The sequence below is a fragment of the Kitasatospora sp. NBC_01246 genome (genome assembly GCF_036226505.1).
In the GTDB taxonomy this organism is placed as follows: Bacteria; Actinomycetota; Actinomycetes; order Streptomycetales; family Streptomycetaceae; genus Kitasatospora.
Genome location: NZ_CP108484.1, coordinates 2,670,554 through 2,695,418 on the forward strand (window position 1 = coordinate 2,670,554; position 24,865 = coordinate 2,695,418).

General features: G+C 74.1%; 22 protein-coding genes. 8 read left to right on the forward strand and 14 right to left on the reverse strand.

Annotation, left to right across the window (positions count from 1 at the left end; translation table 11 throughout):
* Positions 1–89 precede the first annotated feature (89 nt).
* Positions 90–1,859, forward strand: a complete 1,770-nt coding sequence (pknB, locus tag OG618_RS11665; protein WP_329492081.1) for a Stk1 family PASTA domain-containing Ser/Thr kinase — start codon at positions 90–92, stop codon at positions 1,857–1,859.
* Positions 1,860–2,000: 141 nt separating this feature from the next.
* The gene (locus OG618_RS11670) at positions 2,001–3,371 is read left to right on the forward strand and encodes an FAD-binding oxidoreductase (protein WP_329487280.1); all 1,371 of its coding nucleotides are present in this window, start codon (positions 2,001–2,003) and stop codon (positions 3,369–3,371) included.
* Positions 3,372–3,378: 7 nt separating this feature from the next.
* On the opposite strand, the gene OG618_RS11675 is transcribed toward OG618_RS11670, so the two are convergent.
* Positions 3,379–4,008: a molybdopterin-dependent oxidoreductase gene (locus tag OG618_RS11675; protein WP_329487281.1), complete on the reverse strand. Its 630-nt coding sequence runs from the start codon at positions 4,006–4,008 to the stop codon at positions 3,379–3,381.
* A gap of 218 nt (positions 4,009–4,226) precedes the next feature.
* Between OG618_RS11675 and bfr the strand changes: the two genes are divergently transcribed.
* Entirely contained in the window at positions 4,227–4,706 is a 480-nt protein-coding gene (gene bfr / locus OG618_RS11680; protein ID WP_329487282.1) for a bacterioferritin, read from the forward strand.
* Positions 4,707–4,722: 16 nt separating this feature from the next.
* Here the strand turns inward: bfr and OG618_RS11685 are convergent, their stop codons facing one another.
* Together OG618_RS11685 and OG618_RS11690 are read right to left on the reverse strand one after the other, a co-directional pair.
* Positions 4,723–5,007, reverse strand: a complete 285-nt coding sequence (locus OG618_RS11685) for a (2Fe-2S)-binding protein (protein ID WP_329487283.1) — start codon at positions 5,005–5,007, stop codon at positions 4,723–4,725.
* Between the two features lie 187 nt (positions 5,008–5,194).
* Positions 5,195–6,532: a class II 3-deoxy-7-phosphoheptulonate synthase gene (locus tag OG618_RS11690; RefSeq protein WP_329487284.1), complete on the reverse strand. Its 1,338-nt coding sequence runs from the start codon at positions 6,530–6,532 to the stop codon at positions 5,195–5,197.
* Positions 6,533–6,834: 302 nt separating this feature from the next.
* Here OG618_RS11690 and OG618_RS11695 point away from each other — a divergent pair, with 302 nt between their 5' ends.
* Positions 6,835–8,769: an anthranilate synthase family protein gene (locus OG618_RS11695; protein WP_329487285.1), complete on the forward strand. Its 1,935-nt coding sequence runs from the start codon at positions 6,835–6,837 to the stop codon at positions 8,767–8,769.
* Between the two features lie 57 nt (positions 8,770–8,826).
* Here OG618_RS11695 and OG618_RS11700 read toward each other — a convergent pair whose 3' ends face one another.
* The 3 genes from OG618_RS11700 to OG618_RS11710 are packed head-to-tail and all read right to left on the reverse strand — an operon-like array spanning position 8,827 to position 11,553.
* Complete coding sequence (locus OG618_RS11700; protein WP_442906784.1) at positions 8,827–9,510, reverse strand: response regulator; 684 nt, start codon at positions 9,508–9,510, stop codon at positions 8,827–8,829.
* Entirely contained in the window at positions 9,503–10,693 is a 1,191-nt protein-coding gene (macS, locus tag OG618_RS11705; RefSeq protein ID WP_329487286.1) for a MacS family sensor histidine kinase, read from the reverse strand. Before macS ends, OG618_RS11700 begins: the two co-directional genes overlap by 8 nt.
* Before the next feature lie 41 nt (positions 10,694–10,734).
* Complete coding sequence (locus tag OG618_RS11710; RefSeq protein WP_329487287.1) at positions 10,735–11,553, reverse strand: lysophospholipid acyltransferase family protein; 819 nt, start codon at positions 11,551–11,553, stop codon at positions 10,735–10,737.
* Positions 11,554–11,746: 193 nt separating this feature from the next.
* Between OG618_RS11710 and OG618_RS11715 the strand changes: the two genes are divergently transcribed.
* On the forward strand, positions 11,747–12,541 hold the full coding sequence (locus tag OG618_RS11715; protein ID WP_329487288.1) for an alpha/beta hydrolase: 795 nt from the start codon (positions 11,747–11,749) through the stop codon (positions 12,539–12,541).
* A 10-nt stretch (positions 12,542–12,551) separates the two neighbouring features.
* Entirely contained in the window at positions 12,552–13,298 is a 747-nt protein-coding gene (locus tag OG618_RS11720; RefSeq protein WP_329487289.1) for a hypothetical protein, read from the forward strand.
* Between the two features lie 56 nt (positions 13,299–13,354).
* Here the strand turns inward: OG618_RS11720 and OG618_RS11725 are convergent, their stop codons facing one another.
* From OG618_RS11725 to OG618_RS11745, 5 genes are all read right to left on the reverse strand, one after another.
* Positions 13,355–14,098: an endonuclease/exonuclease/phosphatase family protein gene (locus OG618_RS11725; protein ID WP_329487290.1), complete on the reverse strand. Its 744-nt coding sequence runs from the start codon at positions 14,096–14,098 to the stop codon at positions 13,355–13,357.
* A 134-nt stretch (positions 14,099–14,232) separates the two neighbouring features.
* Complete coding sequence (locus OG618_RS11730; protein WP_329487291.1) at positions 14,233–15,177, reverse strand: ROK family glucokinase; 945 nt, start codon at positions 15,175–15,177, stop codon at positions 14,233–14,235.
* 192 nt (positions 15,178–15,369) lie between these two features.
* Complete coding sequence (locus OG618_RS11735; RefSeq protein WP_329487292.1) at positions 15,370–15,729, reverse strand: DUF5304 family protein; 360 nt, start codon at positions 15,727–15,729, stop codon at positions 15,370–15,372.
* A gap of 182 nt (positions 15,730–15,911) precedes the next feature.
* On the reverse strand, positions 15,912–17,084 hold the full coding sequence (locus tag OG618_RS11740; protein ID WP_329487293.1) for an ArsA family ATPase: 1,173 nt from the start codon (positions 17,082–17,084) through the stop codon (positions 15,912–15,914).
* A gap of 25 nt (positions 17,085–17,109) precedes the next feature.
* Positions 17,110–17,544: an SRPBCC family protein gene (locus OG618_RS11745; protein WP_329487294.1), complete on the reverse strand. Its 435-nt coding sequence runs from the start codon at positions 17,542–17,544 to the stop codon at positions 17,110–17,112.
* A 322-nt stretch (positions 17,545–17,866) separates the two neighbouring features.
* Here OG618_RS11745 and OG618_RS11750 point away from each other — a divergent pair, with 322 nt between their 5' ends.
* Positions 17,867–19,660, forward strand: a complete 1,794-nt coding sequence (locus OG618_RS11750; RefSeq protein WP_329487295.1) for an AMP-dependent synthetase/ligase — start codon at positions 17,867–17,869, stop codon at positions 19,658–19,660.
* Positions 19,661–19,707: 47 nt separating this feature from the next.
* Here OG618_RS11750 and OG618_RS11755 read toward each other — a convergent pair whose 3' ends face one another.
* Positions 19,708–20,847, reverse strand: coding sequence for a glycosyltransferase family 4 protein (locus OG618_RS11755; protein ID WP_329487296.1), 1,140 nt, complete (start codon positions 20,845–20,847; stop codon positions 19,708–19,710).
* A 244-nt stretch (positions 20,848–21,091) separates the two neighbouring features.
* Between OG618_RS11755 and OG618_RS11760 the strand changes: the two genes are divergently transcribed.
* Entirely contained in the window at positions 21,092–22,516 is a 1,425-nt protein-coding gene (locus OG618_RS11760; protein ID WP_329487297.1) for a glycosyltransferase 87 family protein, read from the forward strand.
* On the opposite strand, the gene OG618_RS11765 is transcribed toward OG618_RS11760, so the two are convergent.
* Both OG618_RS11765 and OG618_RS11770 read right to left on the reverse strand, forming a co-directional pair.
* Positions 22,513–23,670 carry a hypothetical protein gene (locus OG618_RS11765; protein WP_329487298.1) on the reverse strand — a complete coding sequence of 386 codons (1,158 nt, stop codon included), beginning with the start codon at positions 23,668–23,670 and terminating at the stop codon, positions 22,513–22,515. The genes OG618_RS11760 and OG618_RS11765 overlap by 4 nt on opposite strands.
* 32 nt (positions 23,671–23,702) lie before the next feature.
* A complete protein-coding gene (locus OG618_RS11770; protein WP_329487299.1) occupies positions 23,703–24,761 on the reverse strand; it encodes a C40 family peptidase in 1,059 nt (352 codons plus the stop codon).
* Between the last annotated feature and the right edge of the window lie 104 nt (positions 24,762–24,865).

Genomic DNA, 24,865 nt, shown 5'->3' on the forward strand with positions numbered 1-24,865 from the left:
GCGGTGTCACAAGCCGGGCACAGAGCGCCCCGGGAGCGGTGTCTCCCGGGGCCGGTGCCGGGCGCCCCCACTACACTCGCCGGGTGGACATGGCACTGGACGACCCGCTGATCGGTACCCTGCTCGACGGCCGGTACCGGGTCGAGCAGCGCATCGCGGCCGGCGGGATGTCCACCGTCTACCGGGGCACCGACACCCGGCTCGACCGGGTCGTGGCGGTCAAGGTGATGCACCCCTCGCTCGCCGGCGACGAGGACTTCACCGGCCGGTTCATCCGCGAGGCCAAGGCGGTCGCCCGGCTCGCGCACCCCAACGTCGTCAACGTCTTCGACCAGGGCGCGGACGGCGCCCACGTGTTCCTCGCGATGGAGTACGTGCCCGGCCGGACCTTGCGCGACCTGCTCCGCGACCGGGGGGCGCTCTCCATCCGGGCCGCCCTGGACGTCCTGGAGCCGGTGCTCGCCGCGCTCGGCGCCGCCCACCGGGCCGGTCTCGTCCACCGCGACGTCAAGCCCGAGAACGTGCTGATCACCGACGGCGGCCTGGTGAAGGTCGCCGACTTCGGCCTGGTCCGGCTGCTGAACGCCGCCGACGGCGCGGCGAGCTCCGGCACCGCGACCACCGACACCGTCCTCGGCACCGTCTCCTACCTGGCCCCCGAACAGATCCGACCCGGCGCCGGGACCGACCAGCGGGTGGACGTCTACGCGGCCGGCATCCTGCTCTACGAGTTGCTCACCGGCCACCGTCCGCACACCGGCGAGAACCCCGTCCAGGTCATGTACCGCCACCTGCACGAGGACGTCCCGGCGCCCTCGCTGACCGTGCCGGGCGTCGTTCCCGAGCTGGACGCGATAGTCGCCGCGGCCTGCGCGCGCGACCCGCGGGACCGCCCGTACGACGCGGTCGAGCTGCTGGCCGCCCTGCAACGGGTCCGCCGCGCGCTCACCCCCGCCCAGCTCGACGCCGAGCCCCCGGCCTCCACCCGGCCCAGCCCGCGGTACCCGACCAACGAGCCGACCTCGGTGATCCGGCCGGCCGTGGTCGCGCCCCCGGTCGAGCGCACCAGCGTGCTGGACGTGCCGCCGGAGGTGATGGAGCAGCTGCTCACCGAACCGCGCCCGTACGACGAGCCCGCGCCGGTGCGCACCCGGCGCCGCCCCGGCCCGTGGCGCCGGCTCCCGCGCAAGCCGCTGATCTGGACCTCCGTCCTGGCCGCGCTGGTGCTGCTGGTCGGCGGCACCACGTACGCGCTCTCCGGCGCGCTGTACACGACGGTGCCGGGCGTGATCGGCAAGGACCGCGGCGAGGCGCAGCGGATCCTGGACGGCGCCGGGATGCACGGGCGGTTCACCGAGGTGTACAGCGAGAGCGTCCCGGCCGGTCAGGTGATCTCCACCGACCCCGGCGTCGGGGCGCGGGCGCGCAAGAGCGACGCGGTCGGGGTCACCGTCTCCCGGGGGCCGAAGCGGATCGCCGTGCCCGAGCTGGTCGGCCGGCCCGCCGAGCAGGCCGCCGCCGCCCTGAGCGGCGTGCAGCTGGCGCGCGGCGGCGTCACCGAGACGTACAACGACACCGTGCCGGAGGGCTCGGTGATCAGCAGCTCGCCGGTGGCCGGCCAGCAGGTGCCGGAGAACACCCCGGTCTCGCTGGTGGTCAGCAAGGGCATGGTGGCCGTCCCGGACGTCACGGGGATGTCCAAGGACGACGCCGCCAAGGCTCTGCAGGCCGCCGGGTTCGCCATGCAGAGCAGCGGGGTCAACCTGTTCGGCACCGGCAAGGTCTCCAGCCAGTCCCCGGCCCCGGGCGAGCGCCGCCCGCAGCGCACCGTGGTCACGGTCAACTTCCCTTTCATCTAAGGATTTTGCCCAGCCTTGGGGTCACGCGACGTAGCGTGGAACCAGGCCTGCCCGGCCCCGCCTGCCACGGCCAGGAGGGCTGTGGCGCCGGGATCTCCGGACGGGGCTGCGCGGCGGCCGGTACCCGAGGATGTGGTCGTCATGGGCGGACCCGCCGTCGACGGCTTGAGGGAGCGTGTACGGGGCGCGGTGATCACGCCCGACGACGAGGGCTACGAGCAGGCCCGCCGGGTCTACAACGGCACGGTGGACCGCCGGCCGGCGGCGGTCGTCCGGGTGGCCAACGCCGGGGACGTGATGGCTGCCGTCGACTTCGCCCGGGAGACCGGCCTGGAACTCGCGGTGCGCGGCGGCGCCCACAGCGCGCCCGGCTACGGGACCTGCGACGGCGGCCTGGTGATCGACTTCTCCGACCGGCACGGCGTCCGGATCGACCCGGTGGGCCGGACGGCGCGCTGCGAGGGCGGCGTCACCTGGGGCGACCTCAACGACGCCGGGTACGTCTTCGGGCTCGGGGTGACCGGCGGGATCGTCTCCACCACCGGCATCGCCGGGCTGACCCTCAACGGCGGCTTCGGCCACCTCGCCCGGGGGCTGGGGCTGAGCTGCGACAACCTGGTCTCGGCCGATGTGGTCACCGCGGACGGGCGGTTCCGGACGGTGAGCGAGGAGCAGGAGCCGGACCTCCTCTGGGCGCTGCGCGGCGGTGGCGGCAACTTCGGCGTGGTGACGTCCTTCGAGTACCGGCTGAGCCCGGTCAAGGACGTGGTCGCCGGGCCGTTCGTCTACGAGCTGGAGCACGCGGCCGAGGTGCTGCGGTTCTACCGCGAGTACGTCCGGGAGGCCCCCGAGGAGCTGGGCATCTTCCCCGGCTTCCACGTCGCGCCGCCGCTGCCGTTCCTCCCCGAGGACCGGGTCGGCGACTCCTTCATCCTGCTGGTGCCGTGCTGGTCCGGGCCGCCGGACCGGGCCGAGGCGGTACTGGCCCCGCTGCGGGACGCCGCGCCGGTGGTCGCCGAGGGCGTGGACACGGTGCCGTACCCGGCCTTCGCCGCCGCCTTCGACCCGCTGCTGCCGCCCGGCCTGCGGCAGTACTGGAAGGGCACCTTCGCGACCGAGCTGACGGACGCGGCGATCGCCGCGCACACCGAGCACGGCCCGCGGGTGCCCACGGTCCACTCGGCGGTGCACATCTACCCGATCAACGGCGCCTGCCACCGGGTGCCCGCCGACGCGACGGCCTTCGCACACCGGGAGGCGACCTTCGCCACCGTGATCCTCGCGGCCTGGACCGACCCGGCCGACGACGCGGCCGACACCGCCTGGGTGCGCGGCTACTACGACGCGCTCGCCCCGCACTCCGACGAGGGCGGCTACATCGGCTTCATGGACCACGACGACCAGCACCGGATCGAGGCCAACTACCGGGGCAACTACGCCCGTCTGACCGAACTGAAGCGGCGGTACGACCCGGGCAACCTGTTCCGGCTGAACCAGAACATCCGGCCCTGAGGGGCCGCTACCGCAGCGGCCCGTCGCCCGGCTCCTCCTGGTAGGAGTAGCGCTGCTCGCGCCAGGGGTCGGCCAGGTTGTGGTACCCGCGCTCCTCCCAGAAGCCGCGCCGGTCCGCCCGCATGTACTCCACCGCCCGCACCCACTTGGGCCCCTTCCAGGCGTAGAGGTGCGGGACGACCAGCCGGACGGGGAAGCCGTGCTCGGCGGTGAGCGGCTCGCCGTTGCGGTGGGTGGCGAAGAGCGTCGCGGGGTCGGCGAAGTCGGCCAGCCGGAGGTTGGCGCTGTAGCCGTACTCGGCCCAGACCATCACATGGGTGACACCGGGCGCCGGAGGCACCCGGGCCAGCACTTCGGAGGCCGACACGCCGGTCCACTCGCTGCCGAGCACGGAGAACTTGGTCACGCAGTGGAAGTCGGCGCGGACGGTCGCCCGGGGCAGGTCGTTGAAGCCGGCGAAGTCCCAGCGGTGCTTCGCCGCCGAGGCGGTGGCGCCGAACACCTGGAAGTCCCAGGTCAGCGGCTTGAAGCGGGGTACGGGGCCGTAGTGCAGGGCGGGCCAGCCGCGTTGCGTCCGCTGGCCCGGCGGGAGTCTCGGGTCAGACGGCGGAGGTGGTTCTTGCTCGGACTGACCCATGGCTCCATGGTGACAGACGGCGGACAACGCCCGGCGCGCGCCCCTTTCGGGTGCCGTGCGCCCCGCCCGTACGGCCCATTGAGCCACCAAATCGGATATTCCGACACATGTCCTAGTGAGTGTGAACTTACTGGAATTCGGCCCCGGCGCGGTGCCAGGATGCGTGCAGCCGGAGGGTACGGCCGTGAGTCCCGGACGCGAAGCAGGAAGGCACCGCCATGAAGGGCGACACCGAGGTCATCGAATTCCTCAACGAGCAGCTCACCGCCGAGCTGACCGCCATCAACCAGTACTTCCTGCACGCGAAGATGCAGGAGAACAACGGCTGGACGAAGCTCGCCAAGTACACCCGGCACGAGTCCTTCGACGAGATGAAGCACGCCGAGGTGCTCACCGACCGGATCCTCTTCCTGGACGGGCTGCCCAACTACCAGCGGCTCTTCCACGTCCGGATCGGCCAGACCGTCAAGGAGATGTTCGAGGCGGACCGCCAGGTCGAGGTCGAGGCGATCGACCGGCTGAAGCGCGGGATCGTGGTCATGCGGGCCAAGAACGACGTCACCTCGGCGAACATCTTCGAGGACATCCTGGCCGACGAGGAGCACCACATCGACTACCTCGACACCCAGCTGGAACTGCTGGAGAAGCTCGGGGAGGCGCTCTACCTCGCCCAGCTGATCGAGCAGCCGGAGTCCTGAACCCCCGGCCGTACCCTCAGGCCGCGCGCAGCGGCCGGGCCGGCAGGACGGCCGGCGCCTGGGCCCCGTCCCGCGGTTCGGCCTCCTGGTCGTCGGCCAGCCCCAGCTTGGCCGCCAGCCGGGCGGTCGGGCAGGGCCGTGCGCCGTGCTCACCGAGCAGCGCCTGGATCCGTCGGACGCAGGAGCCGCAGTCGGTACCGGCCTTGCAGCCCCGGGCTATCTGGCGCGGGGTGTTGGCACCCGCGTCGATCTCCTTCTTCACCTGGGCCTCGGTGACCGCATGGCACATGCACACGTACATCGCGGTCTCTCCCTGCGAAGGCGACTGGCTCGAAATCGATCTTGACTAAGGCATGCCTTAGTTCACTAAGCCTCACCTTACCCGGGGATCCGGGCATGAAAAAGCCCCTCCGGGTTCGGAAATCCCGAATCCGGAGGGGCTTTCGTCACATCGGGGCCGGCCGGACGGCCCGCCCGGGGGCGACGGCTCAGTTGCCGCCGCGGTACATCTCGGCCACCAGGAAGGCCAGGTCCAGCGACTGGCTGCGGTTGAGCCGCGGGTCGCAGGCCGTCTCGTAGCGCTGGTGCAGGTCGTCGACCAGGACCTCGTCGCCGCCGCCGACGCACTCGGTGACGTCGTCGCCGGTCAGCTCCACGTGGATGCCGCCCGGATGGGTGCCGAGGCCGCGGTGCACCTCGAAGAAGCCCTTGACCTCGTCGAGCACGTCGTCGAAGCGGCGGGTCTTGTGGCCGCTGGAGGCCTCGAAGGTGTTGCCGTGCATCGGGTCGCAGATCCAGACCGGCTGGGCGCCGGAGGCGGTGACCTTCTCCACCAGGGTGGGCAGGTGCTCGCGGATCTTGCCCGCGCCCATCCGGGTGATGAAGGTGAGCCGGCCGGGCTCGCGCTCCGGGTCCAGCTTCTCGATCAGGGTGAGCGCCTCGTCGACCGAGGTGGTCGGGCCGAGCTTCACCCCGATCGGGTTGCGGATCCTGGACGCGAACTCGATGTGCGCGTGGTCCAGCTGGCGGGTGCGCTCGCCGATCCAGACCATGTGGCCGGAGACGTCGTACAGCTCGCCGGTCCGCGAGTCCACGCGGGTCAGCGCGGTCTCGTAGTCGAGGATCAGCGCCTCGTGCGAGGAGTAGAACTCGACGGTCTTGAACTCCTCCGGCGCCACGCCGCAGGCGTTCATGAACGCCAGCGCGTTGTCGATCTCGCGGGCGAGCTGCTCGTAGCGCTGGCCGGCCGGCGAGTTGCGCACGAAGTCCTGGTTCCAGGCGTGCACCTGGCGCAGGTCGGCGTACCCGCCGGTGGTGAAGGCGCGGACCAGGTTGAGCGTCGCGGCGGAGGCGTTGTACATCCGCTTCAGGCGCTCCGGGTCCGGGTTCCGGGACTCGGGAGTGAAGTCGAAGCCGTTCACCGAGTCGCCCCGGTAGACCGGCAGCGTCACGCCGTCGCGGGTCTCGGTCGACTTGGAGCGCGGCTTGGAGTACTGGCCGGCGATCCGGCCGACCTTCACCACGGGGACGGAGGCGGCGTACGTCAGCACGGCCGCCATCTGCAGCAGGGTCTTCAGCTTGTTCCGGATGTGCTCGGCCGAGACACCGTCGAAGGCCTCGGCGCAGTCACCGCCCTGCAGGAGGAACGCCTCACCACGCGCCACGGCACCGAGCCGGGCGCGCAGCTGGTCGCACTCGCCCGCGAAGACGAGCGGCGGATAGGAGGCGAGCTCCGCAAGGGTCTTGCGCAGAGCCTCGTGGTCCGGCCATTCAGGCTGCTGCGCCGCGGGCAGGGACTGCCAGGGGTGGGGATTCGTCACGGTCACACGGCAAGGCTACGGGGTGGGACAACCGAATTGTGACCGCCGCTCGCTGGGTGAGACACCCGGTGGACAATCGTGTGAGGCGGCTCACGGCGCCCGCCGGATCCGCTACGCTCGACGCATGAACGCGCCGCACACCTCTTCCTGGTGGTGGGCCGACCCCTCGGGTGGCCCACCGATCGCGCGTTCCTAGACGAACACGACGGCCGCCCCTCGGGGCGGCCGTCGGCGTTTCGGCGCAGACGGCCCTCCCGGGAGCGGAACCCCGAACCACCGCACCCGCCCTCCCGGAAGGAAGCCGCACCGTGAACCTCGCAGCCGACCTGCTCGCCCGCCTCACCGGCCCCGACGCCCCGGCGTTCGCCCTGCTGCACCGCCGCGCCCCCCGGCTCGCGCCGGACACCGTCGAGGTCCTGCTGGGCACCGTCGACAGCTACGAACGGCTGGCCGACCTGCCGGTCCGCGCGGGCGTCCCGGCCGACGGCCCGGTGCACGACCTGCTCGCCCTCGTCCCGTTCCGGCAGATCCGCGAGCGCGGCTTCGAGGCCGTCGACGACGCCACCCCGCTGCAGGCGCTCTCGGTCACCGAGCAGTACGCCCTCCCGCTGGCCGAGCTGCTCCCGGCGCTCCCCCGGCGGCCGGTCGCCCTGACCGGCGGCGCGTTCGACATCGACGACCAGGAGTACGCCGGGATCGTCCGCCGGGTGATCGCGGACGAGATCGGCCGGGGCGAGGGCGCCAACTTCGTCATCCGGCGGGACTTCACCGCCACCCTGGAGGACTACTCCCCCGCGCTCGCGCTGACGCTCTTCCGCCGGCTGCTCGAACAGGAGCGCGGCGCCTACTGGACCTTCCTGGTGCACACCGGGGAGCGGGTCCTGGTCGGTGCCTCCCCCGAGGTGCACGTCCGCCAGAGCGGCGGCACGGTCGTGATGAACCCGATCTCCGGCACCTACCGCTATCCGGCGGGCGGCTCCGACATCGACTCGCTGCTCGCCTTCCTCCGCGACCCCAAGGAGCTGGAGGAGCTGACCATGGTGGTCGACGAGGAACTCAAGATGATGTGCACCGTCGGCGACCTCGGCGGCCAGGTGCTCGGCCCCCGGCTCAAGGAGATGTCCCACCTCGCGCACACCGAGTACGAGCTGCGCGGGCGCACCTCGCTGGACGTCCGCGAGGTGCTGAAGGAGACCATGTTCGCCGCCACCGTCACCGGCAGCCCGGTCCAGAACGCCACCCGGGTGATCAGCCGGTACGAGCGCGGCGGGCGCGGCTACTACGCCGGCGCGCTCGCCCTGATCGGCCGCTCGGCCAGCGGGGGCCAGCAGATGGACTCCCCGATCTGCATCCGCACCGCCGACATCGACCCGGCCACCGGCCGGCTGGTCGTCCGGGTCGGCGCGACCCTGGTCCGCCACTCCGACCCGGACTCCGAGGTCGCCGAGACCCACGCCAAGGCCGCCGGGGTGCTCACCGCGATCGGCGCCCGCCCGGCCCCCGCCCGGCTCCCCAACCCGTCCGGCCCGCGGCTCGCCGAGGACCACCGGGTCCAGGCCGCGCTGGACGCCCGGCGGGCCGACCTCGCGCCGTTCTGGCTCCGGATGCAGGAGCCGGCCCCGGTCACCCGGAGCGAGGAGACCCTGGTGGTGGACGGCGAGGACACCTTCACCTCGATGCTCGCCCACCTGCTGACCTCGCTCGGCCACCGGGTCACCGTGGCGCGCTTCGACGAAGCCGGCCTGCGCGAGCGGGTCGCCGCCCACCCCGGCCCGCTGGTGCTCGGCCCCGGCCCGGGCGACCCGGCCGCCGCCGACGACCCCAAGATGGGCGTCCTGCGCCCGATCGTCGCCGACGCGCTGGCCGCCGTCCGCTCCGGTGCCCGCACCGCGCCCCTGCTCGCCGTCTGCCTGAGCCACCAGCTGCTCGCGGAGCGGCTCGGACTGCCGCTGGCCCGCAAGGCCGTGCCCCACCAGGGCGCGCAGGAGACGGTCGAACTCTTCGGCGCCCGGCACACGGTGGGCTTCTACAACACCTTCACCGCGCGCTGCTCGGACCAGGACGCCGCCCGGCTCGCCGCCGAGGGCGTCGAGGTCTCCCGGGACCGGCTGACCGGCGACGTCCACGCGCTGCGCGGCGCCGGGTTCGCCGGACTGCAGTTCCACCCGGAGTCGGTGCTCACCCGGGACGGCGTCGGGATCGTCGCCGGGCTGCTGCGGTCGGCCGCCGCCGTCCACGGCTGAGACCCCGGGCGGGGTGCGCGCGTTCGTCCGGCGCGCCCCCGCCCCGGCCCCGGGGCGTCAGGCCTCGTCGTCCAGGCCCTGCTGGATCGCGTACCGGACCAGCTCGACCCGGTTGTGCAACTGGAGCTTGCCGAGGGTGTTCTGGACGTGGTTCTGCACCGTGCGGTGGGAGAGCACCAGCCGGTCGGCGATCTGCCGGTACGACAGGCCCTTCGCGACCAGCCGCAGCACCTCGGTCTCCCGGGCCGTCAGCTGCGGCGCGGCGGGGGCCGTCGGGGCGGCCGGCTCGGCGGCCAGCCGGCGGAACTCGCCGAGCACCAGCCCGGCCAGGCCCGGGGTGAAGACCGCGTCGCCGACGGCGGTGCGGCGCACCGCTTCCAGCAGCTCGTCACGGCCGGCCGACTTCACCAGGTAGCCGGTCGCCCCGGACTTCACCGCCTCCAGCACGTCCGCGTGCTCACCGCTGGCGGAGAGCACCAGGACGCGCACCGAGGGATCCTGGGCGACCACCTGGCGGCAGGCCTCGGCGCCGGACAGGCCGGGCAGGTTGAGGTCCAGCACCACCACCTGCGGGGCGCAGGCACGGGCCCGGCGGACGGCCTCCTCGCCGTCCCCGGCGGTGGCCACCACGTCCAGCCCCGCCTCGGCGAGGTCGCGCGACACGGCGTCGCGCCACATCGGGTGGTCGTCCACGACCATCACCCGCACCGGCGGCCGGTCGGTCATCGGCTGGTCAGCCATCGGAACCCCTCCTCGGGACGCGCAGTTCGACCTCGACGCCCTCCCCGGGCACCGAGTACAGCTCGGCCGTACCGCCGAGGTCCAGCAGTCGGCCGCGGATCGACTGGGAGACGCCCAGCCGGCCGGCCTGCTCCGCCTCACCGAGCCGCCCCGCCGCGAAGCCCGGACCGTCGTCGCGGACGCTGACCGTGACGGCCTCCGGCTCGTCCTCCAGCAGGATCCAGGCGTGCGCCCCGGGCCCGGCGTGCCGGCGGACGTTGTCGACCGCGGCGCCCACGGCCGCCGCCAGCTCGCCGGCCGCCGGGCCGGGCAGCAGCACCGGGGTGCCGGGGGCGGAGAGGGTGATCCGCTCGTCCGTGTAGGGGCCGAGCAGGGTGCGCAGGTCCTGCGGCTCCAGCGGCGCGCGCTGCGCGGGCAGCGGTCCGCCGCTCATCAGGGCCCGCAGCGCGCGCTCCTGCTCGCCGGCCAGCCGGCCGAGTTCGGCGAAGTCCGCGCCCCGGCCGGGGCCCTGCTCGCCGCCCCGGCGCTGGACCAGGGCGAGCACCTGGAGCACCCCGTCGTGGATGTCCCGGGAGAGCCGCTCGCGCTCCCGGTTCGCGGCCTCGACCTGGAGCGCCCGGGTCAGCGTCGCCTCGCTGGCGCGGGCCAGTTCGATCACGTAGCCGATCGCGCAGCCGGCCACCATCAGCAGCACGATGTTGTGGATGTTGTCGCCGGTCGGACCGCCGTGGCCGAGGATGTTCGCCACCCCGATCACCGATCCGGCCGCCGCCGCCCAGCGCCAGCCGCCCCGGCCCGCGAAACCCAGGACGGTGCCGGCCGCCCAGATGGTGGGCAGCGTGGGCGCGCCGTGGGCGATCCGGGCCGGGTCGTCGGTCATCCCGCTCATCACGATGCCGGTGACGACCAGGGTGAGGTCGGTGCCGAGCACGTACCAGGTGCAGCGCAGCGGCCCGGCGAAGGCGCGGGTGCTGGCGAGCGTCCAGAGCGTCAGCGCGCCGAGGTAGATCCAGCCGGCGACGGGGTGCAGGAACTCCAGGTACGAGTCGAGGTAGCGCAGCACCGCGTAGCAGAGCGCCAGCACCCGGAAGAACGAGATGGCCCGCCAGAGCGGCAGTTCGACGGACATGCCGCCGGCCGCCACCGCCGCGCCGACCGCTCCGGGTCTGTTCCCGTCCGACATCTCCGTGCCCCTCCCCCTGCGGGCGGATCCGGCCTCCCGGCCTAGGCCGACCCGCTCTCCTTCTGCTCCTGCTCGGCGGCCTTCTGCGCCTTCTCCGCCTCCGCCTTCTCGGCCTTGGCGGCGGCCTGCTCGGCCTTCTGGACGGCCTTGCGCTCGGCGTCGGCACGCTTCTTGTCGTCGGCGATCTGCCGCTTGGCGGCGGTCGCGTAGACGTCCACGTACTCCTGGCCGGAGAGCCGCATGATCTCGTACATCACCTCGTCCGTCACCGAACGGAGGATGAAGCGGTCGTTCTCCATGCCGTGGTAGCGGGAGAAGTCCAGCGGTCGGCCGATCCGGATGCCCGGACGGATGCCGAAGTTGGGGACGACCTGGCCGGGCGGCTGCACCTTCTCGGTGTCGATCATCGCGACCGGGATCACCGGCGCGCCGGTGGCCAGCGCGACGCGGGCCAGGCCGCCGACCTTGCCGCGGTACAGCTTGCCGTCGGGCGAACGGGTGCCCTCCGGGTAGACGCCGAACAGCTCGCCGCGGTCCAGCACGGCGATCGCGCTGCGGATCGCCGCCTCGCCCGCGCCGCGCACGCCGGAGCGGTCCACCGGCAGCTGGCCGACGCCCTTGAAGAAGGCGGCCGTCAGCTTGCCCTTCAGGCCCGGCGTGTTGAAGTACTCCGCCTTGGCGATGAAGGTCACCCGACGCCTGATCAGCGCGGGGAAGAAGAAGGAGTCCGAGAAGGAGAGGTGGTTGCTCGCGATGATCGCGGCACCCTCGGCGGGGATGTTCTCCTCACCCTCGATCCACGGCCGGAAGAAGATCCGTAGCAGTGGCGCGACGATCATCTTCATCAGTCGGTAGAACAACGCCGGGCCTCCTGTTATGCGGACCGGTCGATCCTAATGCCCCGCGGCCACCGCCCGCGCCCCGCCCCGCCCCGCCGGGGTGTCCGGCAGGGGTGTACGACGCGTGCGGGCGCGTGGGACGATGCGGTTCTCCGCAGCCCGCCGTCCCGCCCTCCCCCGTCCCAACGCGCCGCCGCCCGCGAAGGAGCCCGTCATGCCGCTGCTGCCCGGTGCCGAACCGTACCGCCACCGGGGCGGGCCGGTGGGCGTACTGCTCTGCCACGGGTTCACCGGCTCGCCGCAGTCGCTGCGCCCGTGGGCCGAGGAGCTGGCGGCGGCCGGGTACACCGTCTCGCTGCCGCTGCTGCCCGGCCACGGCAGCCGCTGGCAGGACATGCAGGTGACCCGCTGGGAGGACTGGTACGCGGAGGTCGAGCGGGAGTTGCTGGCGCTGGCCGCCGAGTGCGAGCGGGTCTTCGTCCTCGGGCTGTCGATGGGCGGCGGGCTGGCGCTGCGGCTGGCCGCGCTGCACGGCCCGGTGGTCTCCGGACTGCTGCTGGTCAACCCGTCGGTGCGTTCCGACAACCCCGCGAGCGTGCTGCTTCCGGTGCTGCGCCACGTGGTGCCGAGCCTGCCCGGGATCGCCAACGACATCGCCCGCCCGGGCTCCGTCGAGGTCGGCTACGACCGGACGCCGCTGCACGCCGCCTGGTCGCTGGCCCGGCTCTGGAAGGACGTGCAGCGCCGGCTGCCACAGGTGACCCAGCCGGTCCTGCTCTTCCACAGCCCGCAGGACCACGTGGTCTCGGCGGCCAACTCGGAACTGGTGCTGGCCCGGATATCCTCGACCGACGTGACGGAGCGGTTGTGCCAGCGCAGCTACCACGTCGCGACGCTGGACCACGACGCGGCGGAAATATTCGCGGCCGGCCAGGACTTCATCCGACGGCTGGCTCCCGCGCACGCGGCGGGCGTCACCCGGATCGAATCCGACGATCACCAAGGCTGAAGGGCCGGAAGTGCACGAGAGCAGCACGGCGGGCGGCGAGGACGAGGCGCCCCGCGAGGACGCGGAGAACACCGAGGCGGACGCCTCGAAGGCCGAGGCCGCCAAGGCCGACGGCGTGAGGACCGAGGCCGCCAAGACCGAGAGCGCGAAGACCGAGAGCGCCAAGACCGACGGCGTGAAGACCGAGGGCGCCTCGGGTGAGGCCGCCCCGGCGCCCGAAGCGCCCCGGGTGCGGCGCGCGCCCGAGCGCAGCCAGGCCGAGCAGGACGAGATCTTCGCCGCGCTGGTCGCCCAGTTCGACGACCCCGTCGACCTCAACAACCCGGACTGGCCGGAGGTCGAGGACCTCCGGGCGCGCGGCGAGCTCAAGGGCGGGTTCAAGGAGGGCACCGACCCGGACGACCTCGCCGACCTGGCACCGCAGCCGCGGCCCCGCTCCACCCGCCCGGTGATGCCGGCCGCCGGATCGGGCCCGCGCGACTTCGAGCTGACCGAGGAGACAGACGAGGGCCACTTCGTCCCGCCGGAGCCGCCGCCGCTGCCCGCCGCCGACGTCACCGCCAAGTTCGCCTGGCTCGCCGTGCTCGGCGGCCCGGCCCTGCTGCTGTTCGACGCGGTGGTCTGGCGCGAGGTGTCCGGCTGGCCGGCCTGGGTCGGCGTGACCGCCTTCCTCGGTGGCTTCGTCACCCTGGTGGTCCGGATGAAGGAGCGCGACGAGGACGAACCGGAGGACCCGCACGGCGGCGCCGTCGTGTAGGGCCGGCGCACCGGCGGCCCGGGGCCGAGCCGGTCACCCCGGCCCGGCCACGGAGTTCAGCCGGCCGGGAGCTCCAGGACGGCGAGCAGCGGCAGATGGTCGGTGGCGGCCCGCAGATCGCCCTCGATGACACCGGGCAGGCCGTGCGGCACCCCGCACGCGAGCACCCGGACGCCGGGGGTCGCGAAGACGGCGTCGATCCGCTGGTAGGGGTTCTCCGGGACGGACGTGAAGGTGCCGCCCCAGGGCGCCACGAGATGGCCGTCCTGCAGCCGGCCGGCCAGCAGCTGCCAGCCGGCGCCGTCCGGGTGTTCGTTGAAGTCCCCCGCCACCACGCCGAGTTCGGCGATCTTCAGCTGGTCCAGCAGCAGCTCGAACTGGCCGCGGCGCTCCTCGGCGTCCAGGCTCAGGTGGCAGCTGGTGACGCCGAACGGCGCCGAGCCGGCGATCCGGACCAGCGCGCTCGCGAAGCCGCGCGCGTGCAGCCCGCGGGTCTTGGGCAGCAGCCGGTCGTGGACGGCGAGCAGTTCCACGCCCGGGCCGCCGAGCAGCAGCGGCCCCGCGGCGATCCGGCCGCCGCCGGCCAGCACCTCGGTGCCGGTCGCCCGCGCCAGCCAGGCCGCCCGGCCCCGCGGGCGCCAGTAACGCGGCGACTCCTGAACGCAGACCACGTCCGGTTCACAAGCCCGGATCACCCGAACGAGGGCGTGCCGGTCGTCGCGGAGCGAGCGGATGTTGTAGCTGAGCAGCCGCAGCCGCCGCGGGCCGGGCGGCGGCAGGTCGGTCGGTCCGGTGGTCAAGGCGGTCCTCCCCTTTCGTCCGGTGTCGACCGTACGACAGGGGCCGGGCGGCCGGGGCGGAACACGGCGGCGGCGGCGCGGCCGGGCCACGAGGGCTCCGGTCGCGCCGCCGCCGTCGGCGGGTGCGGGGTGGGTCAGACGGTGCGGGCGAGGTCCGCCGCGCCGGCGATGCCGGAGGCGGAGCCCATCGAGGCGAGCACCACCTCGGCGCGCGGGCGGTGCACCCCGCCGGTCAGGTAGTGCTCGAAGGCCTTGGCGACCGGGTCGAGCAGCAGCCGGCCGGAGTCGGAGACCCCGCCGCCCAGCACGAAGACCGCCGGGTCGAAGAGCGCGGCGAGGTCGGCCATGCCGCGGCCCAGCCAGTCGGCCAGCTCGTTGTAGCAGTCCAGGGCGAGCGGGTCGCCCGCCTCGGCCGCCTCGGTGATGTGGATGCCGCGGATGGTCTCGGCGACGCCGTCGTTCAGCTCCAGCATCCGCCGGCCGCGCACGGGGTCGGCGGCGGCCATCTCCCGGCCGTAGCGGCGCAGCGCCCGGCCCGAGCCGTACTGCTCCCAGCAGCCCTTGCCGCCGCAGCCGCAGGGCAGGCCGTCGGGGACCATGTTGAGGTGGCCGATCTCGCCGGCCACGCCGAACCGGCCGCGGTGCAGCCGGCCGTCCAGGACGATCCCGCCGCCGATGCCGGTGCCGACGGTGATCAGCACCATGTCCGAGTACTCGGCGGCGGCGCCGAAGCGGAACTCGGCCCAGGCGGCGCAGTTGGCGTCGTTCTCGACCACGGTGTCCAGGCCGGTGAGCTCCTCGATCCGGCCGCGCAGCGGCTCGTCCTCCCAGTCGATGTTGGGGGCGAAGATCACCGTGGAACGGTCGCGGTCGACGAAGCCGGGGGCTCCGACGCCGGCCGCGACCACGTCGGGGTACTGCTCCTTGAGCTCGCGCACGGCCTGCGCGATGGCATCGACCGCCCACTGCGGGTCGGCCGGGGTGGGCACCCTGGTCCGGGCCAGGATCTCGCCCGCCTCGTTGACCACGCCTGCCGCGATCTTGGTCCCGCCGACGTCGACGCCGATGGTCAGAGCCATGTGTCCCTCAGCTATTCACTCGTTCCCGCTGGACGGAACGGTACCGTCCAACCCTGCCCCCGTACACACCGTCGCCTACATTAACCGAAGACAATTCACGACCAAGCTCGCCGAGCAGCTTCAAAAGTCGTACATTCCACCCCGCTCCGTCACAGCAAGGGTCCGCACGGTCACTTCCCGGGAGCCCGGGGTTCACTGCTTGTCGGACGGCCCGTCAGGTGTGTCGAGGTCGATCCGCTCGCTGCGCGCGGCGTCCCCAGCGGTCCAGCGGTGCTCGTGGCCGGCCACGGCGGCCCGGTAGGCGGCCATCAGCTCCCCGCCGGCGGCGGCCAGGCCGGTGCCGGCGGCGGACAGGTGGCCGTACACCTCGGGCTGCTTCTCGCGCAGGCGCTCGGCGAGGCCGGCCAGCGAGATCAGGGTGTCGGCGCTCGCCTCCTGGGCCTTCTGGCCGACGACGGACGCGAACCGGCGCACCTCGTCCACCAGCGGGCCCAGCTCCGGGCCGAACGGGTGCTCGGCGGCCTGCTCGGTGCGGTCGTCGGCAGTGGTCATCGCGGGCGTCTCCTCAGCTCCGGCCGCGCCTGCGGCCCCTGGCCCCGACGCTACCGGACGGGCCCGACCGCCCCGACGGCCCGCCATCGGCGCCGACGCACGGGCACCGGGCGGCGCGGGAGACGAACCGGCGCACGGGCACCGGGCGGCGCGGGAGGCCCGGTCGCGTCCGCGCAGGGTGCTCAGCCGCGCGGCCAGAGCGCCGGATCGGGCGCGAAGCGGACGGCGAGCGCCCCGTCGTGCAGGCCCGCGCCCGCCACCGTGCAGCGGCGCAGGGCCGAGGGCAGCGTGAGCACCCGCCGGTGGGCACCGAGGCCGACCACGAGTTCGTCGCCGCGCCGCACCAGGTCCAGGTCGGCCCGCTCGGCACCGGGCAGCGCGAGGTGCCAGACCAGCAGTCCGTCCTCGGCCAGCCGGTCCTCGACGCTCCACGGCTTCGGGTCGAGCGGGGCCGGGTCGGCCCCCGCGCCGTAGAGGCGGTCCGCGACGGCCTCCAGGGTGACCTCGGCGAACCCGGTGACCAGCACCGGGACGTCGCTCGCGGCAGTCAGCGCGGCCAGCTCCTCCTGCCGGCGCCGGGCCAGCCCGGCCAGCCAGGGATCGGCCGAATCGGCGGCGGCGTCCGGCAGCGCGCCGTGCACCACCACGGCGTCCGGCCGGTGGCCGTGCAGGGCCAGCCCGGCCCGGATCCGGCGCAGCTCCCCGTACGGGTGGGCGTCGGCGGCGGTGACCAGGCGGACGCTGGTGCCGGGGGCGGCGAGCGCCGCACGGGCCTCGGCGAGCGCGGCGGCCGCCTTGGTCCGGCCCTCGTAGAGCCAGTCGGCGGGCATCGGCACCCCGGCCAGGCCGGCCAGCAGCGGGCGCAGCGCCCGGGCGGCCTGCCGCTGCTCGGGCACCAGCCGGGCCAGGTAGCGCTCCAGCTGCTCGGGCAGCGCGAGCGCGGCGATCAGCTCGGCGGGCGGCGGGGCGAGCACCACCAGGACGTCGGCCTCGGCGGCGGGCAGGGCCCGGAGCAGGGCGAGCCGGGCGGTGCCGGGAAGGGCGGTGAGCTCCTCGGGGTCGAGCGGGTCGGCGCCGAGCAGGTCGAGCGCGGGCTTGATCCGGCCGCCGATCTCGCCGAGGGCGTGCCGGAACGCGGCCTGCTCGTCGATCCGGGCCACGGTCAGGCCGGGGGCGTACGGGGCCGGTTCGGGCTCCAGCCGGGCGCCGAGGACGGCGTCCAGGGTGCGGTGCGGGTCGTCGGCGGCCAGCAGCAGGGTGCGCCGCCCCTGCCGGGCGGCGTGCAGGGCGGTGGCGGCGGCCACCATGGGCGCCGCCCCGTCGCCGCTGACCAGGATGGTGCGTGTCGCCGTCATGCCGTCCAGCCCCGCTTTCCCGGCGTCAGCCCTCGACGCGCTTCTTCAGTCCGGCCAGCGCCCGGTCGATGATGACCTTCTCGGCCTTGCGCTTGATCATCCCGAGCATCGGGATCTTGACGTCGACGGCCAGCTGGTAGGTGACCTCGGTCCGGCCGCCGTCCAGCGGGGCGAGCGAGTAGGAGCCGTCCAGCGAACGGAGCATCTGGCTGCGCACCAGCGTCCAGCCGACCTCGCGGTCGCCGTCCCAGGTGTAGGCCAGCACGTGCTCGTCGCGGATGGCGCCGGCGTCGAGCAGCAGGCGCACCTGGGCGGCGCGGCCGTTCTCGGCGGTCTCCAGCACCTCGACCTCCTTGACCTCGCCGGTCCAGGCCGGGTAGGCGGCGAAGTCGGCGATCACGGCCATGACCTTCGCCGGGGTCGCGTCGATGGTGATGCTCGACCTGGTGTGCTCCGCCATGGGTATGGCCCTCCGCGTCGTCCCTTGCTGCCGGCCCGGCCGAGCCTGCTCGGTCGGGTGCGCCCGGAGCAGGCTATCGCGCCCGGCGATCCCTCAGGTCCGGGGCTCGGAGGGTGCGCGGCCCGGGCTCGGGGGCGCTCGCAGGCTACCCGCCGGTCACGTCCGGGCTGCCGTAGGGTGCCATTCGAACGACCCGGTCACGGCCTGGTCGGACCGGGTAAAGGTGTGACACTTCGAACACCGGAGCCGACCCCCCTGGTCGAAGCTGCCTACCGGGCAGTAACGTCCTGCCGTCCCGCAGCGTCGCGAACGAGGAGCAGTCTTGCTCGACTTCAGCCTTCCGGCCCTCTACCAGGTACCGAGCGGCGGTAACCTCTCCGACCTCGTGCACCAGAACGCCGAGCGGCACCCGGACGTCGTGGTGCTCAGTCGCAAGGTGGACGGCCGGTGGCAGGAGTTGACCGCCGCCCAGTTCCTGGTCGAGGTGCACGCCGCCGCCAAGGGTCTGATCGCCGCGGGCATCGAGCCCGGCGACCGGGTGGGCATCATGTCCCGCACCCGCTACGAGTGGACGCTGCTGGACTTCGCGATCTGGACGGCCGGCGCGATCACCGTGCCGGTGTACGAGACCTCCTCCGCCGAACAGGTGGAGTGGATCCTCGGCGACTCCGGGGCGGTGGCCGTCCTCACCGAGACCGCCCAGCACGCCGCGGTGGTCGAGGAGGTCCGGGGGCGCCTGCCGCTGCTGCGGCAGACCTGGCAGATCGAGGGCGGCGCCCTGGCGACGCTGGCCGGGGCGGGCCGGGACGTCACCGACGCGACCGTGGCCGAGCGCCGGTCGCTGGCGACGGCCGACTCGATCGCCACCGTCGTCTACACCTCGGGCACCACCGGCCGCCCCAAGGGCTGCCAGCTGACCCACGCCAACTTCATGGCCGAGTGCGGCAACATCGTGGAGCGGCTGGCCCCGCTGTTCCGCACCGGCGAGAGCTCGGTGCTGCTCTTCCTGCCGCTGGCCCACGTGCTCGGCCGGATCGCCGAGATCGCCCCCGCGATGGCCCCGATCAAGCTCGGCCACGTCTCGGACATCAAGGACGTCACCGCCGAGCTGGCGGCGTTCCGGCCCACCCTGATCCTGGGCGTGCCGAGAGTGTTCGAGAAGGTCTACAACACCGCCCGCACGAAGGCCCAGGCCGACGGCAAGGGCAAGATCTTCGACAAGGCCGCCGACACCGCGATCGCGTACAGCCGGGCGCTGGACGCCGGCGGCGCGGGCCTGGGCCTGCGGATCAAGCACAAGATCTTCGACAAGCTGGTCTACAGCAAGCTGCGCGCCGCGCTCGGCGGGCGGGCCACCCACGCGATCTCCGGCGGCGCCCCGCTCGGCGAGCGGCTCGGCCACTTCTACCGGGGCATCGGCTTCACCGTCCTGGAGGGCTACGGCCTGACCGAGACCTGCGCGGCCACCGCCTTCAACCCGTGGGACAAGCCGAAGATCGGTACGGTCGGCCAGCCGCTGCCCGGCGCCGCCGTCCGGATCGCCGAGGACGGCGAGGTCCTGTTCAAGGGCCCGCAGGTGTTCACCGGCTACTGGAACAACCCGCAGGCCACCGCCGAGGCGCTGAAGGACGGCTGGATCTCCACCGGCGACATCGGCTCGCTGGACTCCGAGGGCTACCTCACCATCACCGGCCGCAAGAAGGAGATCATCGTCACCGCGGGCGGCAAGAACGTCGCCCCGGCGGTGATCGAGGACCGGATCCGGGCGCACGCGCTGATCGGCGAGGTGATGGTGGTCGGCGACCGCAGGCCGTTCATCGGCTGCCTGGTCACCGTGGACGAGGACTTCTTCCCCAAGTGGAAGGAGCTGAACGGCAAGCCCGCCACCGCCACGGTGGCCGAGCTGCGCGAGGACGCGGACCTGCTGGCCGCCGTCCAGGCCGCCGTGGACGACGGCAACGCCGCCGTCTCGCACGCCGAGGCGGTGAAGAAGTTCCGGCTGCTGGACACCGTCTTCTCCGAGGAGAGCGGCCACCTCACGCCGTCGCTCAAGCTCAAGCGCAACCTGGTGCTGAAGGACTTCGCGGCCGACGTCGAGGCGATCTACCAGCGCTGACCGTACGGTGCGGGCCCCGCCGCGGTGGCGGGGCCCGCACCGCTTCGTCAGCCCGCCAGCAGCGAGGTCAGCCGCCCGGCCAGCAGGTCCCACCGCCAGGAGCGGTCCACCCAGCGCCGCCCGGCCTCGCCGAGCCGCCGGCGCAGCTCCTCGTCGTTCAGCAGCCGGACGATCCGCTCGGCCGCGGCGGCCGGCGAGCCGCCCGGCACCACGTAGCCGGTCTCGCCCTCCAGCACCGCGTCCGGCGCGCCGCCGGAGTCCCCGGCCACCACCGGCAGACCGGTCGCCGAGGCCTCCAGGTAGACGATGCCCAGGCCCTCGACGTCCAGCCCGCCCCGCCGGGTCCGGCAGGGCATCGCGAAGACGTCCCCGGCGCCGTAGTGCGCGGGCAGCTCCGACCACGGCACCGCGCCGGTGAACCGCACCGCGTGGCGCACGCCCCGGGCGTCGGCGAGCTTCTCCAGGTCCGCCCGGTAGGGGCCGTCGCCGACGATCAGCAGCACGGCGTCCGGCACCTCGGCGAGGATCTGCGGCATCGCCTCGATCAGGGTGTCCTGGCCCTTGCGCGGCACCAGCCGGGAGACGCAGACCACCACCGGCCGGTCGGCCAGCCCGAGCCGGCGGCGCAGCTCGGCGCCGCCCGAGTCGGGGTGGAAGGTCTGCTCGTCGACCCCCGGCGGCAGCTGCACCATCCGGGCGGCCGCCTCCGGGCCGACCGCGTCGGCGATCCGGGAGCGGGTGTACTCGCCGAGGTAGGTGAGGGTGTCGGTACCGGCGCCGATCCGGCGCAGCAGCTGCCGGGCCACCGGGAGCTGGGCCCAGGCGGCCTCGTGGCCGTGCGTCATGCCGAGCAGCCGCCCGCCGGCTCCGGCCCGGCGCAGCGCGGGCGCCATCAGCCCGAGCGGGGCGGCCGCGCCGAACCAGACCGAGTCGCACTTCTCGGCGCGGAGGATCTCGGCGGCCCGGCGGGTGACGCGCGGTGTGGGAACCATCACCTTCGTCCGGTCGCGGATCACCGGGAACGGCTGTTCGGCGTCGAAGCGGGCGACCTCGGCGCCGTCGCGCCAGGTCGACGCGTAGACCACGATGCTCCCGGCGGGCTGACGGACAGCCATGTTGTGGACGAAGGCCTGGATGCCGCCGGGTCGCGGCGGGAAGTCATTGGTGACGATCAAGGTCTTGTGCATCTGGCCACGGCTCGCTCGGTCGGGGGGTGCTCGGTGTACCGCTGGGTGATCCGTACGATAGGTCAACACCACGACCCGCCGGGAACGGATCCGCGCACGGCAACCGTTTCTCCCCCGGGTCTGTCCTAGAACCTAGGCAGCCGGTGCGGCCCCGCCGAACGTGGCGCCGCGCCCGGCACCGGCCGCCCGGGCGTCCGTCGCGCGACGCCTCCGGTGGGACGTCCGAGACGAACGAGGGAGCGCAGTGGAGTTGGCCCCGGCCACCAAGTCCGGTTCACCCAGCGGCGCCGACGGCCCCGGCACGGCGCTGGCCGTCCGCCAGGAGCCCGTACCGGCCCCCACCGGCCCCTCCCGGCGTACCGGGGCGCTCTGCGCGCTCGGCGGGACGTGGCTGGCCTCCCGGGCACTGCTGCTGCTGCTGGTGACCGGCGTGCTGCGGATGGCCGGCGGGGACATCACCACGGACGTCTGGCTGATCTACCACGGCTGGTACGGCGTCCTGCAGACCGGCACCTTCCCGCTGGACGACGTGACCTGGCAGTACCCGCCCGGCGCCGCCCTGGTGATCATGCTGCCCGGGCTGCTGCCCTGGTCGTACCTGGTCTCCTTCTGGGTGATCTGCGGGCTGGCCGACGCGGTCGCGATGGCCCTGCTGGTGCGTACCGGCCTGCGCAGGGGCCGGGCGCTGACCGGCGCCTGGGTCTGGGTGGCCGGCGTGCCGCTGCTCGGTCCGATGATCTACAACCGGTACGACGTCATCGTCACCGCCGTCGCGGTGGCCGGCCTGCTGGCGCTGATCCGCCGCCCGGCGATCGGCGGCATCCTGCTGGGGCTGGGCGGGATCATCAAGATCTGGCCGCTGATCGGCCTGATCGGCACCCCGTCCGGCCGCCGCACCCGCCGCTCCTGGACCGCCGCCGCGGCCACCGCCGTCTCGGTGGGCTTCCTGCTGGCGGCCGGGATGAACGGCGCCTTCGAGTTCCTGACCTTCCAGAAGGACCGCGGCGTCGAGGTGGAGTCGGTCGGCGCGCTGCCGCTGCACTTCGCCCGGATGGCCGGCGCCTGGGACGGCAGGGTGACGATGAACTACGGCTCGGTCGAGATGCTCGGGCCGTGGGTGAACGTGGTCGGCAAGGTGATGCTGGCCGGCAGCCTGCTGGGCTTCGCCTGGCTGCTGCTCTGGCGCTTCACCGCCAAGCGCCGCAACGCGGCGACCATGTACGACGCGGCGCTGGCCGCGCTGCTGATCTTCACCGTGACCAGCCGGGTGATCAGCCCGCAGTACCTGGTCTGGCTGGTCGGCGTGGCGGCGGTCTGCCTGACCGTGCGCGGCACCAGCCAGCGCCCGGTGGCGCTGCTGGTCCTGGCCGCGACGCCGCTGACCGTGGTGGAGTTCCCGCTGCTCTTCAGCGAGCTGGTCGGCAGCGAGCCCTGGGCCGTCACCGCGCTGACCCTGCGCAACCTGCTGCTGCTGGCCGCCACCGGGCTCTCCTGCGTCCGGCTCTGGCGCTCGACCCGCGGGACCGCCCAGCTCCCGCCGACCGTCGTGCTGGACCGCGCGGAGCCGGAGCCGGTGTCGGCGACCGGCTACCCGGTGCGCCCGGGGATCGCGTACGAGCAGGACCTGCTGGACGGCATCGACCGGCCGCCGGCCCAGCGGCGGCGCTAGGCCGCCAGGCGGCGGACCTCGGCGACCCAGAGCGCGGTGAACTCGGCCAGTCCGAGGCCCAGCTCGTCCCGCAGGACGCGGTCCGACTGCTCCTCCCGGCCCGCGCCCGCGCCCGCCGCGCCGACCGCCCGGTAGTAGCCGACCAGCCGGTCCGGCCCGAAGCGGCGGGCGATCAGGTCGCAGGCCAGCCAGGCCTGCTCGTAGGCCTGGGCGATGCCGTCGGCCCCGGCGGTGAAGTCCTGGTCGGCGGGGAGCGCCGAGGGCACCCGGCCGGCGGCGACGTCCCGGGCCAGCTCGGGGGCGATCTGCCGGGGCGAGCGGCCGGAGTCCCGGTAGCCGGTCCAGTCGGCGACGCCCTCGGAGAGCCAGAGCGGCGTCCAGGCCCGGGTGTCGGCCCGGGTCGCCACATGCACGGCCTCGTGGGTGATCACCACCTGGCGGCCGAAGTCGCTGAGCCCCCGGTAGGCCCCGGGGTTGACCAGCACCCGGTCGGCCGGGGTGTGCCGGGGGGCGCCGGGCGCCGCGGTGGTGACCGCCACCATGCCGGTCCAGCCCGCCGGGTCGGCGTCCAGCAGCCGGCCGAACTGCTCCTCGGTGCCGGGCAGCTCCAGGAGCAGCCGGCCCGGCCAGGCGGTGCCCCAGAGCGCGGTGACGGCCGGGACGGCCCGGTCGGCCACGGCCGTGAGCTGCGCCGGGTCCGGGCCGTCGGCCAGGCCGAGCACCAGGCAGTGCGCGCCGACCGCCGCCCGGACGGTCCCGAAGTCCCAGAGCGGCGCCGGCCCGTCCGGGCCGTCCTCGCGTTCGACCCGCCAGCCCCCGCCGGTCCGCCACAGCTCCAGCCGGCGCTGGTGGACCACCGGGTAGGCGTCGTAGCCGGTCACCCGGACGGTCAGTTCGGCGGTGGCGGTGAGCTGGTCCGGCCGACCGGCCGGACCGAGCACGAGGTTGCGGTAGGCCGCCTCCACCGGGGGCGCGGACGGTCCGGCGGTCAGCGTCCGGGCCCGCTCGGCCAGCAGCGCGGCCACCTCGGCCCGCTGGTCCGCCACCGCGGCCACGGAGGCCGCCGGAGCCGCGCGGGGCAGCGACAGCTGGGCCAGTCCGCCCGCCGCGAGCAGCAGGGCCCCGCGCCGGGACAGTGCGCGGCAGCGTGTCACGGCGTCGGCGGGAGGGGTCGGGACGGGCCGGCTCAGAGCCGGATCACCTCCGCGACGGGCATCGCGTTGACGCTCTCGTAGCGGACCTTGGCGCCCGGGTAGGGGGCGTGCACGATCACCCCGCCGCCGGCGTACATGCCGACGTGGTGCCTGTCCCGGTAGAAGATCACCAGGTCTCCCGGTCGCGCGTCGGAGATGCTGACCCGCTGGCCGGCGTACGCCTGGGCCTGCGAGGTGCGCGGCAGGGTCACTCCGGCCTGCCGCCAGCTCCAGTACATCAGACCGGAACAGTCGAACGCGCGGGGCCCGGCGGATCCGTACACATAGGGCGAACCGATCATCCGCACGGCGGCGGCCAGCGCGGCCGCGCCGCGTTCGGAGGCGGGCGGGGCCGTGCCCAGGTCGAGGCGGTCGGTGCCACGGGTGGCCCGCTGCTCGGCCTCGCGGGCGTCCTGGGCCACCATCCGGGCCCGCTCGCCCGCCCCCAGGCTGTTGAGCAGCCGCTGCGCCTTGGCCAGCCGCTGCTGGATCTGCTGCTTGCTCTCGGCCAGGGCCCGGCGGGTCTCCTCCAGCTCGGAGAGCTTCATCGAGGCCTCCGACCGGCGCTGGTCGAGCCGGCGCTGACGGGCCACCACCTCGTGCAGCGTCTCGTTCTGCCGCTCGGCGGCCTGGTCCAGGCTGCGGGCCTTGGAGAGGTAGCCCTCCGGGTCGGTGGAGAGCATCAGCTGGACGGTCTGCGCCATCCCGCCGCCCCGGTACTCGGCGCCGGCCACGGTGGCGAGGTCGCCGCGGAGCTCGTTGAGCTCGCCCTGGGCGACGGCGACCTGCTGCTGGAGCGTGCCGGTCTCGTGCTGGAGGCGCTGCTGGACGTCCAGTGCGGCGTTGTACTTCTCCGAGGCCTGCTCGGCCTCGTCGTACAGCTGTTCCACCTGCGCCTTGACGTCCTTGCGGTTCGACGGCCCGTCCGGCGTGCCCGGGGCGGCCTGGGCGGCACCCCCCGTGGCCACCCCCAGCGCGGTGGTGGCCGCGGCGGTCAGCACCAGCGCACGGGCGAACGCGCCCGGCAGGGGGGAACGGCGGTGCACGGCCATACGACGGTAACTCCGATCCTGCGACCCGGCCCCGCCGCCGCACCGGTGCGGGCGGCCGTCGAGCGGGAGTCCGGTGGCAGACGTTAGCGAGTCCGGGCGAGCGA